Origin of the sequence: Hyphomonas sp. (assembly GCF_017792385.1) — a bacterium.
Lineage (GTDB): Bacteria > Pseudomonadota > Alphaproteobacteria > Caulobacterales > Hyphomonadaceae > Hyphomonas.
The window spans coordinates 2,306,640-2,320,484 of sequence record NZ_CP051230.1 but is presented as its reverse complement, the minus strand read 5'-3'; the positions used below and the strand labels follow the sequence as shown (position 1 = coordinate 2,320,484).

Here is a 13,845-nt window from a genome sequence, read left to right as displayed (position 1 = left end):
TATGCTGAACATTCTTCAGCTTAGGGCTTGATGGTGACAATTACCCGCGCGTAGCGGGTCAGGGCGGGCGTGCCCTTGTCCGTGACCTTGACGATGAAATGGGCCGTCTCGGTCTGCGTCACCTCGGGAAGCCTGAACCAGACATCGAAGTCATTGACCGCATGCCCCATGTCTATGGGCTCGTCCAGGCTGCCGGCTTCGGGATAGTTGAACCAGTGATAGCTGAGACTGTCGCCGTCGGGATCATATGTCCCGAACGCGTCCAGCCCAATATGCGTGCCGGACTTTGCGGTCAGGTGGTGATCATGGGCGAGCTTCACCACAGGCGGATGATTGGCGTCCTCATAGCTTGAAACAGTCCAATCCATCCGGGCGGCAAAATCCCGCTGGAAATCACTCTTCCAGCGCAGGAGGGTCACGTGATTGTTGTCATGGGTCTCGTCTGCCGGGCCGATGGCGCGGCCATCCTTTTGCGGCACCCAGGGGGTGTAGCTGTCCGACGCATTGGTCCAGATCGGGCGCGGCTCCGGATCGAGTGGCACACCCCCCGAACCGAGCTTGCCGGGACCAACGCCAATCTCTTCCGCACTCGGCGTATAGAGTTCGTAACGACCGCCCCAGCCACCCCAGTCCGGGCGGTCCGGCACATTCAGTCCATTGGGAATGAGCGAGAGAAAGGCCGGCGTGTCACCTTCCATGCCCCAGACCACATCCGGATAGTGCGCGCCCAGCGGCCCGTGAGCCTGCTGGATGTTTTCCGCTATCCACTGATTGGAGATATGGTCCTCGAAACCGGGAAAGGCGCGCGTTATGGCGGTCCAGGTTGACCGGCCATACTCCCCGGGGCTGACAATGTAGAACAGGTCCGGAAACTCGCGGCGTATCCATATGCCGCTGTCGTCCTGATCGGAAATTGTGTAGACACGGAGCTTCGAGATCAACCGGTCAGCCTCTGCGCCGGGTCGCGTTGCGCGAATGTCGTGCAGTGCCTGGGCGAGCGTGTTCACCCCGCCCCAGACCGAGATCCAGAGCGGTCGGTCATCTTCTGCCTCCAGCAGGCGAATGATGGCATCCGATCCTTCGGTCGATAGACCAGCGCCCACACTCGCCATGCCATAGCCCGGCTGTCCGCCCATCACGAGCGCCTGCAGCGCCGCTTCTTCCGGATAACCGTCCGCATGCTGGCTGAGCGTGTCGTAGACCTCTCCATACTTTCCCAGCGTACGCCGGATGGAGTCGGGACGGATATTGTCCTGTTTCCAGATCGACGTGGTCGCGACCAGAGCCTCGATATCTATCTCGTTGGCATAGAGCAGAAGACGGATCAGGGATTGAGTGTCGTCGGGGTCGGCTTCCATGTCTGTCAGGATGACCACACGATGCTTTTCGACGGGTGCCTGCACCGCCTGCCCGCTAACCGGTTCTGCCGCCATGTTCTGCCCGGTCGCACTGCATGCGCCAAGCATCAGACACGCTATCAGTCCCGCGAGATTTCGCACCGCCATACTTGCCTCCCTGATTTATGATAGCGGTATCATTATCGCCGGATTCCTGATTGGCAACCGGCTCCGCACCACATCCAGAGAGGCTAAGCCCGGAAACGGACGGCGGGCGCGTGGATTGACATCCTCGGATGCCGCGCGCCTATCAGCTGACGAATTGAGCGCCTATCCTGCCGCGCGGGCCTGTCCGGCATGCAGGGCGCAGATCAGCGTGAACAGCCGCCGCGCGGTGGAGAAATCGACCTCGATCTTGCCTTCGAGGCGCTCAGCCAGGAGTTCCGAGCCTTCATTGTGAATGCCGCGCCGGGCCATGTCGATGGCCTCGATCTGGTGCGGAGACTGAGTACGGATCGCATCATAATAGCTGTCGCAGATCATGAAGTAGTCGCGGATCACGCCGCGGAACGGCCCCAGTGACAGAATAAAAGTGTGCACATCCTCGCCGGCCTCATTGCGCACGGCGAAGACGAGGCGACGCTCGGCCTTCGACAGACGGAGCTGATACGGCCCCTCATCCTTGTCGATGACCTTGAACTGGTTGTCTTCAAGAAGATCGAAGATTGCGACACGCCGCTCATGCTCGGCGTCCGGGCCGGACGCGCCCAGCGTCTCATCGTCGATATCGACGCCGATGAGACGGTCCCGGCTCACCCTTCGGTGTCCCGGTTCGTGCGGATGGAAATGGAGCGGGCATGCGCCGGCAGGCGTTCAGCCTCGGCAAGCCGCAATGCCGCCGGGGCGATGGCGGCAAAGCCCTGTGCGCCAACGCGCTGGATGCTCATCCGTTTCAGGAAATCGTAAAGGCCAAGACCCGACGAGAAGCGCGCCGCGCGGCTGGTGGGCAGGACATGGTTGGACCCGGTCACATAGTCGCCCAGAGCCTCGGGCGTGTAGTGACCGAGGAAGACAGCGCCGGCATGGCGCACCAGCGGTAGAAGAGCGTCCGGATCCTCAACGCACAGTTCGAGATGCTCGGCCGCGATGCGGTTCGCGATGCTCGCCGCAGCCTGCAGGTCCGGCGCGGTCACGATGGCCCCGTGATTGACCCAGCTTTCACGGGCACGCTCTCCGGTCGGCAGGGAATTCAACTGGTTTTCCACAGCGTTTTCCACAGAGTCTCCCACAGCCTGATCCACAACGATCAGGATCGACTGACTGCTTGGATCATGCTCGGCCTGGGACAAGAGGTCTGCGGCCACCCAGTCGGGGTTTGCCGTGTGGTCTGCAATGACGAGAATTTCCGACGGACCGGCAATCGTGTCGATGCCCACCCTGCCGAATACCTGGCGCTTGGCTTCAGCGACGAAGGCATTGCCCGGCCCGACTATCTTGTCGACCGGCGCAAGGTTTGCCGTACCATGGGCCAGCGCCGCCACGGCCTGTGCCCCGCCAATCGGATAGAATTCGTCAACCCCGGCCTTCACGGCCGCATAGGCCACGGCCGGCGACAGTTCGCCCTTCGGCGCGGGCGCCACCATCACAATACGTTCGACCCCGGCAATCCTCGCCGGCACCGTATTCATCAGGACAGAGGAGGGATAGCTCGCCCGTCCCCCCGGCACATAGACGCCGACACTGTCGAGCGCGGTCCAGCGCCAGCCCAGCTCGATGCCGGCGGCATCTGTAAAACTGTGATCGGCAGGCCGTTGGGCCGCATGATAGGCGGCAATCCGGTCATGCGCGAAATCGATGGCATCCCGCAAATCTGCCGGGCATTCAGCGGCCAGCGCGTGCAGGTTCACATTGTCCGATTGCAGCGTCGACGGGTCGATCTGCAGACCATCGAATTTGGCCGTGTACTCGGCCACGGCCTCGCCGCCGCGTGCCTGAACATCCTTGAGGATGCCGGTGACGGTATTGGCAACGTCCTCGCCCGTCCCGCGTGCCTGCTGAAGGAACTGGGCGAATTCGCCATTGAAACCGGCGGAAGAGGCTTGAAACCTGCGAACCATGACTATCTCCGGCGCCGCTCGTGGCTGGGGAGGCGGCGCGTCGGCCACACATAGTCACTGTCGAGCAGGGTTGCATCCAGAACTTCGACTTCCAGTACGATTTCCCCGTCTCCCGCGAACAGGAGGGTCACCTTGCCGCCCGGCGGCTCATCAGCCGGGGTAAAGGTGACCTGCAGCAGCGACAGGATCATTTCCGGATCAGCCTTGGTCACGGCGCGGGTCTTCACGCCAAGCACGCCGTCAAAGGCCAGCAGCGAACGCACACGCTCGCCGTCGCCGCGTTTCGCCCCGGCTTCCCAGCGGAAGCGGTTGATTTCCAGCGCGAACCGGTTGCGGCGGGATTCGTATTTCAGATTGCCGGCCTTCACCACGGAGTCCTGGATGGCGGCGGAAATGACTTCCAGATCCTCAGCCGTTTCAGCGAGGAGACGAAGTGGTTTTACATCAGCCATCAATGCCCCTTGGGATCAGCCCTATTCCTCGTCCTCGGACCGGCGTGTGATGCTGGCCCCGCAGGCGTTCAGTTTCTCTTCCAGCCGCTCGAACCCGCGGTCCAGATGATAGATACGGTTCACCACAGTCTCCCCCTCGGCGGCAAGCCCCGCAATGACCAGAGACACCGAAGCGCGCAGATCTGTCGCCATGACAGGCGCGCCCGTCAGGTGCGGTACGCCTTTCACGATGGCTTCCTGCCCCCTGACAGTTATGTCGGCCCCGAGCCGGGACAATTCCGGCGCATGCATGAACCGGTTTTCGAAAATCGTCTCGCGGATGATGCTGGTGCCGTCGGCAAGGCTCATCAGCGCCATGAATTGCGCCTGCAGGTCGGTCGGGAATCCCGGATGCGGCTGTGTCGACACGCTGACTGATTTCAGCCTGGATCCGTTGCGCACAATGCGCAGCGTGCTGGCATCCTCATCTGTCTCGACCGAGACACCGGCTTCGCGCAGTTTGGCGATCAGCGCGCCAAGCGCCGCCACCGGAGCACCGTCCAGCGTGACATCGCCGCCGGCGGCCGCCGCCGCCATGGCAAACGTGCCGGCTTCGATCCGGTCCGGCATGACGGCATGGCTCGTTCCGCCAAGGGTCTCGACGCCCTCGATTCGGATCTTCGACGTGCCGGCACCGGTGATCTTCGCGCCCATGGCGTTGAGACAGTCGGCCAGATCCTCGATCTCCGGCTCGCGTGCTGCGTTTTCCAGAACCGTCACACCCCTTGCCAGCGTGGCCGCCAGCATGGCGTGTTCGGTGGCCCCGACACTCGGCATGGCGAAATTGATATGCGCGCCCTTCAGGCCATGAATGGCTGCGGCCTTCACATAGCCCTGCTCGACGCGCAGGTCTGCGCCCATGGCTTCCAGCGCCTGCAGGTGCAAATCCACCGGCCGGGCCCCAATGGCGCATCCGCCCGGCAACGAAACCGTGGCATGGCCCGACCGCGCAAGAAGCGGCCCGAGCACGTTGAAACTTGCCCGCATCTTGCGGACCTGGTCATAGGGCGCGATCGTGCTTTTCAGCTCTGCCGCATTGAGGCGGCAGGTCGACTCGCCCCTGGGCCAGTAGACTTCCACACCGAGTGTTTCGAGAAGCTGGGCCAGGAACCGCGTGTCCGCGAGGTTCGGCATGTTGGTGAGCTTGATCGGCTGGTCCGTCAGAAGACAGGCGACCATCAGCTTCAGGGCGGAATTCTTCGCGCCGGAAACCGGAATGCGGCCGTTCAGCTGAGCGCCGCCCTTGATGTGCAACTTATCCATGGATTGCCCTTATACAGCGCTTCGCGGCTTTGGAAGGGCCTGAATGTGGCAAGGCCTGCACAGAGTTTATCCAAACATTACCGGCAGTTGCTTCAGCCCGCGCAGACCGGAGCGCGGAATCCATTTCAGCCGGCCGGAATCGGCCTCCAGCGCAAGGCCCGGCCAGGTGTCCAGCAGGCAGTCAAAGGCGGCCTGGGCCTCGGCGCGGGCCAGGTGCAGGCCGAGGCAGATATGCGGGCCGCTGCCCCAGCCGAGATGCCGGTTCGGGCGCCGCGCCAGATCCAGTGCCAGGGGATCGTCGAACACACTCGGATCGATGTTTGCCGCCGCGAGAAGCCCGACCAGCCGGTCGCCCTGGGAAAACGCCCTGCCGTGAAACTCCGTGTCATCACGCACATAGCGGGGCTTGGTCATCTGCACCGGCGCGCAGAACCGCATCAATTCATCGACCGCAATGCCGCGCGCGTCCGCGTCCATCGACCGATAGGCGTCTGCCGCGCCGGGCGTGGTGAGCAGCGTGTGCAGGCCGACGGATATCAGGTGTTTGGTCGTCTCGTGGCCGGCGATGAACAGGACGAAGACCATGGCGACGAGTTCGTCATCGCTCATCCGGTCGCCATCGGCCTCGGCATGCACCAGTTCGGTGACCAGGCCGGGTCCGGGCGCATGCCGCACCCGCTCGAATTCCCGCTCCAGCAGTTTCTGGACCGGACCCAGCAAGGTCAGCCCGCGCAGCACATTGAAGATGTTGGCCGTCGCCGTCAGCCCCTGCAGCAGCGAATCGAGCTTTGCGCGCAATTCGCCCGAAAAGCCCAGCAAATCGTAGATCACCAGGAGCGGCAATTGCCGGCTGATTCCCTCCACCACGTCCCGCTGGTCGGTGCGCACCATGTCATGGGCGAGCCGGTCACAGGTTTCGCGGATGCGGGGCTTCAACGCATCGATCGAGACGCGCCGGAAGGGCTGGTCGACCAGCCGGCGCAGGCGCCGATGGTCCGGATCATCGAGGGACAGGAGATTGCTCGCCAGCCGCTTCAGCGGCCGGGGCAGGAATTTGAGGTCAAAGGGCGCGCTTGCCCCGGCATTGCGGGCATCAACGGCGAAACGGCCCGTATCCTTGAGGAAGTCCTGGCATTCGCCGTGTCCGAGCACCAGCGTGCAGCGGCCGAGGAAGGGCAGCTTTTGCGTCACGAACAGGCCCGCCTGCTGCGCCGGGGCCAGAATGGCGTGGGGATCGCGCAGGTAGGCCTGGGAATTGAGCGGCAGGCTCACCCTTGCGGGTCCCCGGATTTCGCGGGCGGCGGAGCCTTTGCCTTGCGCGTGGCGGCCTTGCGGCGCCGCAGATTGGCCCGCAGGGCCTCGGCCCGGCGGGCTGCCTTGTCCTGCTGTGTCGTCTTGTCTGTCATGAGAGGTGCATTTCGCGGCAAAACGGTCTTTTCATGTGTGCCCGCATAAGCTAAAGCCCGCTTTCCATTCCTGCAATGCCGCGGTAGCTCAGTGGTAGAGCGCATCATTGGTAATGATGAGGTCGGGAGTTCAATTCTCCCTCGCGGCACCAGCAGGCCCCCAGACATTTCGGACATCTGAACCAGACGCCCTCATCCGGGCCTTTGGGGCATTGCGGCGCGCCCACGCCCGCCCTGCTGCTCGGCGCTGCGGCGACACGCTTACTCCCTGCCTGGCAATGCAAAAAGGGCGGACCCGAGGGTCCGCCCTTTCGCATTCTGAAGAGGTCCGACCTTAGAAGGTCTTGGACACGCTCACGAAGGCACGGCGACCGCGAATGTCGTATGCCGTTGCGCTGAGCGGTGTGTTGCCGGCGCTGGTCGTGATGATGTCGGAGACCTGCGGCGGTGCTTCATCGAAGATGTTGCGGATACCGCCGGTGATGGACCAGGTGTCACCCGTCCAGCGAACGGACGCACCGTGCTGGAACTGAGCTTCCGTGAAGACCTTGTACTGGCCGTCCAGACCGAAGTAGCTCGACGGCTCGTTCAGGTCGTCCGCGAAGTAGCGGTTGTCGTCCTGGCGGCCGATGAAGGTCGTGAACCAGGAGTAGGTCCAGTCGCCGCGGTCGAGGCGGATGTCGAAGTCACCGACAACGCTCGGATAGCCGATCGTGCCATTGAAGTCGTTGTCTTCCACGCCGGACACGAAGTCGGAACCGAACACGTTGATGTAACGCTCGAGGGCCCAGTTGACGGAGCTCTCAACGGTCAGCGTGCCGAAGTTGAAGTCTTCTTCATAACGCACTTCGAGGTCGATACCGCGCTGCTGCTGGGAGTCGACGTTCAGGGTAAGCGCCTGAATGTTGTCCAGCTGGAACGGGGTCAGGTCCGTTGCCGGGGCCCGCTCGAACAGGTCACAGAAATCGTTCGGGAAGGTCGTGGTTGCGTAACAGCCACCAACGATCTGTGCACCGGACAGGCTCGTGATCTGATCCTGGATTTCGACTTCATAGTAGTCGATCGCGATGTTCAGGTTCGCGAAGGTCGGCGTCAGAACGATACCGGCGGTGAAGGTTTCACCGGATTCCGATTCGAGCTGGTCGCCACCACCAGAGGTCGTGATCAGGGCAGAACCACCGAGGGCACCTGCGAAGTCGTCAGGAATGCCTGCGGCTGCACAGTTCGTACGGATGTTCTGGTTGGTCGAGTCACCCCAGTTGATACACGGGTCGATCGAGGTCTGGGACACAAAGCCCGTCTGGTCCTGCAGGAACAGTTCGAACAGGGCCGGTGCGCGGTAGGACGTACCGAAGCTCGAACGGGCCCGGAAGATCGGGTTGACCTGCCAGTTCACGCCGACCTTGTAGATCGAGTCGGAACCGCCGATGTCGTATTCGAAGCCACGCACGGAGGCGTTGATCGTGACGTCTTCAGCGAAAGGCTGGCCTTTAAAGACCGGCACTTCGACTTCTGCGAAGAGTTCAGCAACATTGTTTTCGCCGCGGGTCGGGCCAGCGGTCGAAGACCCCCAGATGTCGCCCGACTGGGTCAGTTCACCCGGCGTGTCGTCGATGCTGAATTCGCGGTATTCGGCACCGAGGCCGAGACCGATCGGGCCAGCTGGCAGTTCGAACAGTTCACCAGCAACAACGGCCGTGAAGGTCGTCTGCTCGTAAATCGTCTCACCGGACTGGTAACCACCAATGGCGGCCTGCAGTTCAGCCTGACGCGTACCGTCGAGCACTTCCGGATCGAGCAGGTCGATTGTCGGCGGTGCGATCAGGTCGACGACGCCATCATTGTCGTAGTCAACGCCATCAAAGTTCCAGTCACCCGATTTCGAGGTCAGGATCTCGTTACCCTCATACGTACCTTCACCACGGGTGTAGGTCGCGTCGAGTTTCCAGGACCAGTCGTCCAGGAAGCCCGGAGCAAAGCCGCCGGAGAACGAGGTTGCACCGTAGTAGTAGTCAACCGTGACCTTGTCTTCGGTTGCAAACGGAATGACCGGCTGAGCCAGAGAGTTGATCTGGTTCGTGTAGGTCGGGTCGCTGATGTAACCGTAGAGCGGGTTGTTGCCGGCCGGGTTGGTTGCGGAACCGACACGCGGGAAGAACTGACGCCAGCCCTCGATTTCGGTTTCACGACGGCTGAACAGCAGTTCCGTATCCCAGGTGACGCCACCGAGGACCACGTCTGCCGTACCGAACAGTGAGAGGTTCTCGTTGCGCGGGATGAAGTCCTCATTGTCGAGGAACGGCGCGTCGAGAATGTCTTCGTAGTAAGGCTGTCCATTTTCGAGATAGCCCGTACCGATGCGCGGACGATAGCCCGGGATCGAACCACCGAAGATCGTTGCACCCGTCGTGCCGTCCGGGGACGGGATGAGGCGCTCGCCGGAGAAGGCGTCGATGACCGTGTTGTGGTACAGGTTGTTACAATTGACGCGCGGGTCGGTTGCCGTTGCGGAATAATTGAGACGATCCAGAAGACGACCGGTCGACGGATCACGGACCAGGTCCCGCGGGCAGGACAGGTAATCGCGCTGGCTGGTGTCCAGTTCCTCGGAGAGGCGGTATTCAGCGGACAGGGTGAAGTCGGCATTGTCACCGAGCTCGAAGCCCCAGGCTGCGCTGGCCGTGTACTGCTCGCCACCTTCCTCGAAAGGCTGGGTGATGTTGAAGTTCAGCTCGAGATCGTCGACTTCGTCACGGGTGATGATGTTCACCACGCCGCAGACAGCGTCCGAACCGTAGATCGTCGAGGCGCCATCCTTCAGGATCTCGACGCGGGAAATGATGGACTGCGGAACGACGTTCAGGTCGAGGGCGGACACAGCTCCGCGCGTACCGGCCGGGCCTGGGCGCTTGCCGTCAACCAGAACCAGTGTGCGCGTGTCGCCACAACCGCGAAGGTCGAGGGTCTGCGTACCAACACCACCATTGGTGACGAAGTTCTGGAACGTGTTGTTCAGCTGGGTCGAGCCAGATGCCAGCGAAGAGCCCTGAAGAAGGGCAGCCGTGTCGACGAGGCCTTCCAGAGTCGCCACTTCAGCGGTGATGACCTGAATGGGAGACGAAGACGAGAATTCGTCGCGTGCCAGCAGCGAGCCGGTCACAACGATTTTCTCCTGACGCGCTTCCTCTTGCGGTGCTTCGTCAATGATTTCCAGAACGTCGTCGGAGTTATCCTCCGCGTCCTGGGCGGAAGCCGCGCCGGAAACGACGAGCGCGCCAATAGCGACGCTGCCGAAGACCGACCGACGGAACAGTCTTTTGTTCATCAGTATTTCCCCTGAAATAAGTTTTCTCACCTAAGCCCGGTGTTTTCCACCCAGCACCCGCAATCACAGCAGGCCTAGCAGTTACGTTGAACGCCGGTTGCAGAACTGACAAGATTTCATGACATAAAATTCAGGCCTGAGGCAGTTTCTGCCGCCCTACTGTGTTTTTTTCGCCACATTCATGCCTCGTGCGGAAAATGTGACGCAACAGCTTTGTCGCGTCGGTGCATCGAATGCTTGACGGTGTGCCTCACGGCTTAAATAGTAAATGCAGCAATTTCGGAGGATAGTATTGATGCGCAATCGCATTCTGGCGGCTGGTTTGATCAGCGCGCTGGCGGGGGCATTCACGGCACAGGCGGATCCCGTTTCGGCCGAGGATTTCGCCAAACACCCGTCTGTTTCCAGTGTATCCATGTCTCTTGAAGGGGACATGCTGGTGGGCGTGATCGCTGACCCTACCAATGACGGGGATCAGCGCGCAGCAGCCTATTGGGATTTGAGCGGGGACATCGATACAAGCAAGCCGCTCGTTCCGTCCAATATTACGCCATCGTCCGGCAAGACGAAGTTCTACGCAGCAAGCGCGCTCAAGAACAAGAAGTCTCTCTGGTTTACGGTCCAACCCTATATCGGCGCACTTGAAGGGTGCGGCGAAGGCAAGACAACCGGCTCGACCAAGAAATACCTCCAGAAAGTCTATATGGGCGATGAGCGCATCAAGAAAATTGATGACCTGCCCGATGGCCGCGCTGAAGTTGGCGCCAACAAGATGATGCTGCGTTGTTTCGAACTGGAAGGCGAAACGCAGATCCAGTCGATCCTGCCACTCGACCCGACCAAGATCGTGATTTCCCGCGCCACCACCAAGAATGGCACAAGCTATTTCGAGCATGATTTGTCGAATGGCCGCGAGAAATTCCTGTTCAAGGCAAGCAACACCCAGCAGATCGAGATCAGCAGCCGCACGGGCGAGCCTGTGGCCCGCACGGAACTGGAATTCGAGGATGGTGCCTGGCGTCAGTATATCAGTCTGCCGTCGGGCTCAGGCGGTTTCGAATCCGAGCCTGCCCTGACAACCGAGATTGCGAACCGATACACGATGGAAGTCGTCGGCAAGCAGGAAGGCTCGCGGAACTATTACGTCGCGACCAACAAGTTCGACGACAAGGTATCGGTCTACCTCTATGATGCCAACACGGACACGTTCAGCGACGACCCGGTGTTTGCGCACCCGGAGTTTGATTCCACCGGCATGATCTTCTCGAACCGAGAACAGGATTTCGGCAAGATCCTCGGCTTCACCTACAATGGCCCGGTTCAGGAAACCTACTGGATCGATCCGGAGATGAAGAGCATTCAGGATGGCCTTGATGCGGCCTTCCCGGGCAAGAATGTCGTGCTGAACGACTACACAGCCGATCGCAACCGTGTTCTCTTCACGGTCAGCGCCGCAAACATGGCCCCCGCCTATTTCCTCCTGGTCGACAAGGCCAAGGTAGCTGTCATCGGATCGCAGCGTCCCTGGCTGAAGGAAGAGGATCTCGGCAAGTCGAAATTCGTCTATTACAGCGCGCGTGATGGTATGAAGATTCCGGCCATCATCACCCTGCCTGCCGGGTACGAAGAGGGCGACAAGGCCAAGGGCGCGATCATCGTGCCTCATGGCGGCCCTTGGGCCCGTGACTCCGCCGGCTTCGACAGTTCGGGCTGGACCCAGTATTTCGCAAGCCGCGGCTATGTCATCATGCAACCCCAGTATCGCGGAAGCCAGGGTTGGGGTCGTGAACTCTGGCTTGCCGGCGACAAGGAATGGGGCCAGAAGATGCAGGACGACAAGGATGACGGCGCAGCATGGCTGGTCGATAATGGCTATGTCGACGCCGACAAGATTGCCATCCACGGCTACTCCTATGGCGGGTTCGCCGCTTTTGCCGCCTCGGTCCGTCCGAACAGCCCGTATCAGTGCGCGATTGCCGGCGCGGGCGTTTCAAACCTGGCGAAGCTTTCGAATGAATGGGGTGACAACCGCATCCAGAGAATTTTCCAGGGCGACACCGTGAAGGGCATGGACCCGATGCAGAACACGGACAAGATCAACATTCCGATCCTGATCTATCATGGTGATTATGACGTCCGCGTTCCGATCTTCCACAGCCGCGAATTCTACAATGCGATCAAGAACAAGCAGCCAGGAAGCAAGTTCATTGAACTCAAGCAGATGGGTCACCAAAGCGTGAAATGGCTGCCGGAACACAAGGAACGGGTGCTGGAAGAGATCGAGACCTTCCTGAACACGACCTGCGGCATGTAGGTCACTGCCCGCAGTTCAAATCAGAAAGGGCGGACCCTCGGGTCCGCCCTTTTTTCTTGGGAGTAGTCTGAAACGGGATCGGACGGAGGGTCAGGCCAGGGTCTTGCGCAGGGCGGTGGCCCAGCCGCGGCGAAGGCGGGCCGAGGCGGTCTTTTCCATTTGCGGCTCGAACCGTGTGCCCGGCACGGGGCGCCTCGCCCAGTCGTCCGGCGCCAGCCAGCCCAGCTGCATCGCCGCGAGGGCTGCTGCCCCCAAGGCCGTCATTTCGCGATAGTCCGGCCGCAGGATCGGGCGCTCGCAGATATCGGCGATGAATTGCATCAGCCAGTCATTCGCCACCATGCCGCCATCGACCCGCAACTCCCTGATGGCCACGCCATCGGCCTCGAACGCGTCGAGCAGATCCCGCGTCTGGTAGGCAACGGATTCCAGCCCTGCCCGCACGAGATGTTCCGCCGTGGTCGCGCGGGTGATTCCGGTCATCGTTCCACGCGCATCGGGCTCCCAATGCGGCGCGCCAAGACCGGTAAAGGCCGGCACGATGTAGACGCCGCCATTGCCCGGCAGGCCGGCTGCCACTTTCGCGCTTTCCGCAGCATCCTCGATCAGGCGGAGATCATCGCGCAGCCATTGCACGATCGTGCCCGCATTGAAGATCGAGCCTTCCAGCGCCATCGCCCCCCGTCCCGGCACTTCATAGCCGACCGTGCCGAGCAGGCGATTGGCGGAATGTGGTCGCGTGTCCCCGCAATTGGCGACCAGGAAAGCGCCCGTGCCATAGGTGATCTTGGCCGTCCCCGGATCCAGACAGGCCTGCCCCACCAGGGCCGACTGCTGGTCCCCCGCCGCCGACAGGATGGGCAGCGCCTTGCCGAACAGGGCCGCATCGCTGATGCCGAATGCGTCCGCGTTCTGCCGGATTTCCGGCAGCATCGCGCCGGGCACATTCAGCAGGGTGCACATCCGGTCACTCCAGCCGCCTTGCCCGCCAAGCCCGAGCCGGTAGAGCAGCGTGCGCGACGCATTGGTCACATCGGTCACATGGGACGCGCCGCCGGTCAGTTTCCAGATCAGGAAACTCTCCACGGTGCCGAAGGCAAGTTCCCCCGCTTCAGCGCGGGCGCGGGCGCCGTCCACATTGTCCAGGACCCAGCCGATCTTGGTGCCGGAGAAATAGGGATCGATCAGCAGGCCTGTCTCCTCCTGAACCTCCGCCTCATGTCCGGCCTGCTTCAGCCGCTCGCACGTCTGCGCCGTTCGTCGGTCCTGCCAGATGATGGCCGGCGCAACCGGTTCGCCGCTGGCACGATCCCAGACGAGCGTCGTCTCGCGTTGATTGGTGATGCCGATGCCGGCAATTCGGTCCACACCCCCGGCGTCGGCAATCGCTGCGCGGCAGACGGCCAGCGTCTTGTCCCAGATCTCCTCGCCATCCTGCTCGACCCAGCCATCATCCGGATAGGCCAGCGGAATGTCTTCCTGCGCCAGCGCGACCTCTGTCAGGTCCCGGTCGAACACGATCGCCCGCGTGGATGTGGTGCCCTCATCAATGACGAGAATATAGTCGCCCATGTCGCCTGCCCTCTTGTGTT

Annotated in this window: 10 protein-coding genes and 1 tRNA gene; 2 read left to right on the top strand and 9 right to left on the bottom strand. The window is 61.7% G+C overall.

Annotated features, from left to right (window positions below; all coding sequences use genetic code 11):
- Nucleotides 1-20: 20 nt before the first annotated feature.
- From HF955_RS11480 to HF955_RS11450, 7 genes are all read right to left on the bottom strand, one after another.
- On the bottom strand, nt 21-1,433 hold the full coding sequence (locus HF955_RS11480) for a nucleoside hydrolase-like domain-containing protein (protein ID WP_367279790.1): 1,413 nt from the start codon (nt 1,431-1,433) through the stop codon (nt 21-23).
- Between the two features lie 234 nt (nt 1,434-1,667).
- On the bottom strand, nt 1,668-2,153 hold the full coding sequence (locus tag HF955_RS11475) for a UPF0262 family protein (RefSeq protein WP_027838743.1): 486 nt from the start codon (nt 2,151-2,153) through the stop codon (nt 1,668-1,670).
- Nucleotides 2,150-3,454 carry a histidinol dehydrogenase gene (gene hisD / locus HF955_RS11470; RefSeq protein ID WP_291075263.1) on the bottom strand — a complete coding sequence of 435 codons (1,305 nt, stop codon included), beginning with the start codon at nt 3,452-3,454 and terminating at the stop codon, nt 2,150-2,152. Before hisD ends, HF955_RS11475 begins: the two co-directional genes overlap by 4 nt.
- Before the next feature lie 2 nt (nt 3,455-3,456).
- On the bottom strand, nt 3,457-3,906 hold the full coding sequence (locus tag HF955_RS11465; RefSeq protein ID WP_027838741.1) for a DUF2948 family protein: 450 nt from the start codon (nt 3,904-3,906) through the stop codon (nt 3,457-3,459).
- 21 nt (nt 3,907-3,927) lie between these two features.
- Entirely contained in the window at nt 3,928-5,208 is a 1,281-nt protein-coding gene (gene murA / locus HF955_RS11460) for a UDP-N-acetylglucosamine 1-carboxyvinyltransferase (RefSeq protein WP_291075262.1), read from the bottom strand.
- 66 nt (nt 5,209-5,274) lie between these two features.
- Nucleotides 5,275-6,480, bottom strand: coding sequence for a cytochrome P450 (locus HF955_RS11455; RefSeq protein WP_291075261.1), 1,206 nt, complete (start codon nt 6,478-6,480; stop codon nt 5,275-5,277).
- Complete coding sequence (locus tag HF955_RS11450) at nt 6,477-6,614, bottom strand: hypothetical protein (RefSeq protein WP_291075260.1); 138 nt, start codon at nt 6,612-6,614, stop codon at nt 6,477-6,479. Before HF955_RS11450 ends, HF955_RS11455 begins: the two co-directional genes overlap by 4 nt.
- 77 nt (nt 6,615-6,691) lie before the next feature.
- Between HF955_RS11450 and HF955_RS11445 the strand changes: the two genes are divergently transcribed.
- Nucleotides 6,692-6,766, top strand: a tRNA-Thr gene (locus tag HF955_RS11445).
- A gap of 182 nt (nt 6,767-6,948) precedes the next feature.
- On the opposite strand, the gene HF955_RS11440 is transcribed toward HF955_RS11445, so the two are convergent.
- Nucleotides 6,949-9,939, bottom strand: coding sequence for a TonB-dependent siderophore receptor (locus HF955_RS11440; protein ID WP_291075259.1), 2,991 nt, complete (start codon nt 9,937-9,939; stop codon nt 6,949-6,951).
- Between the two features lie 295 nt (nt 9,940-10,234).
- Between HF955_RS11440 and HF955_RS11435 the strand changes: the two genes are divergently transcribed.
- Nucleotides 10,235-12,253, top strand: a complete 2,019-nt coding sequence (locus tag HF955_RS11435) for a prolyl oligopeptidase family serine peptidase (RefSeq protein ID WP_291075258.1) — start codon at nt 10,235-10,237, stop codon at nt 12,251-12,253.
- A gap of 90 nt (nt 12,254-12,343) precedes the next feature.
- On the opposite strand, the gene glpK is transcribed toward HF955_RS11435, so the two are convergent.
- A complete protein-coding gene (gene glpK, locus HF955_RS11430) occupies nt 12,344-13,825 on the bottom strand; it encodes a glycerol kinase GlpK (protein WP_291075257.1) in 1,482 nt (493 codons plus the stop codon).
- Nucleotides 13,826-13,845: the final 20 nt, after the last annotated feature.

Coding starts and splice junctions, on each gene's coding strand:
- HF955_RS11450 (WP_291075260.1), bottom strand. CDS start 6,614: ATGACAGACAAGACGACACAGCAGGACAAGGCAGCCCGCCGGGCCGAG.
- HF955_RS11435 (WP_291075258.1), top strand. CDS start 10,235: ATGCGCAATCGCATTCTGGCGGCTGGTTTGATCAGCGCGCTGGCGGGG.
- hisD (WP_291075263.1), bottom strand. CDS start 3,454: ATGGTTCGCAGGTTTCAAGCCTCTTCCGCCGGTTTCAATGGCGAATTC.
- HF955_RS11480 (WP_367279790.1), bottom strand. CDS start 1,433: ATGGCGGCAGAACCGGTTAGCGGGCAGGCGGTGCAGGCACCCGTCGAA.
- HF955_RS11440 (WP_291075259.1), bottom strand. CDS start 9,939: ATGAACAAAAGACTGTTCCGTCGGTCGGTCTTCGGCAGCGTCGCTATT.
- glpK (WP_291075257.1), bottom strand. CDS start 13,825: ATGGGCGACTATATTCTCGTCATTGATGAGGGCACCACATCCACGCGG.
- murA (WP_291075262.1), bottom strand. CDS start 5,208: ATGGATAAGTTGCACATCAAGGGCGGCGCTCAGCTGAACGGCCGCATT.
- HF955_RS11465 (WP_027838741.1), bottom strand. CDS start 3,906: ATGGCTGATGTAAAACCACTTCGTCTCCTCGCTGAAACGGCTGAGGAT.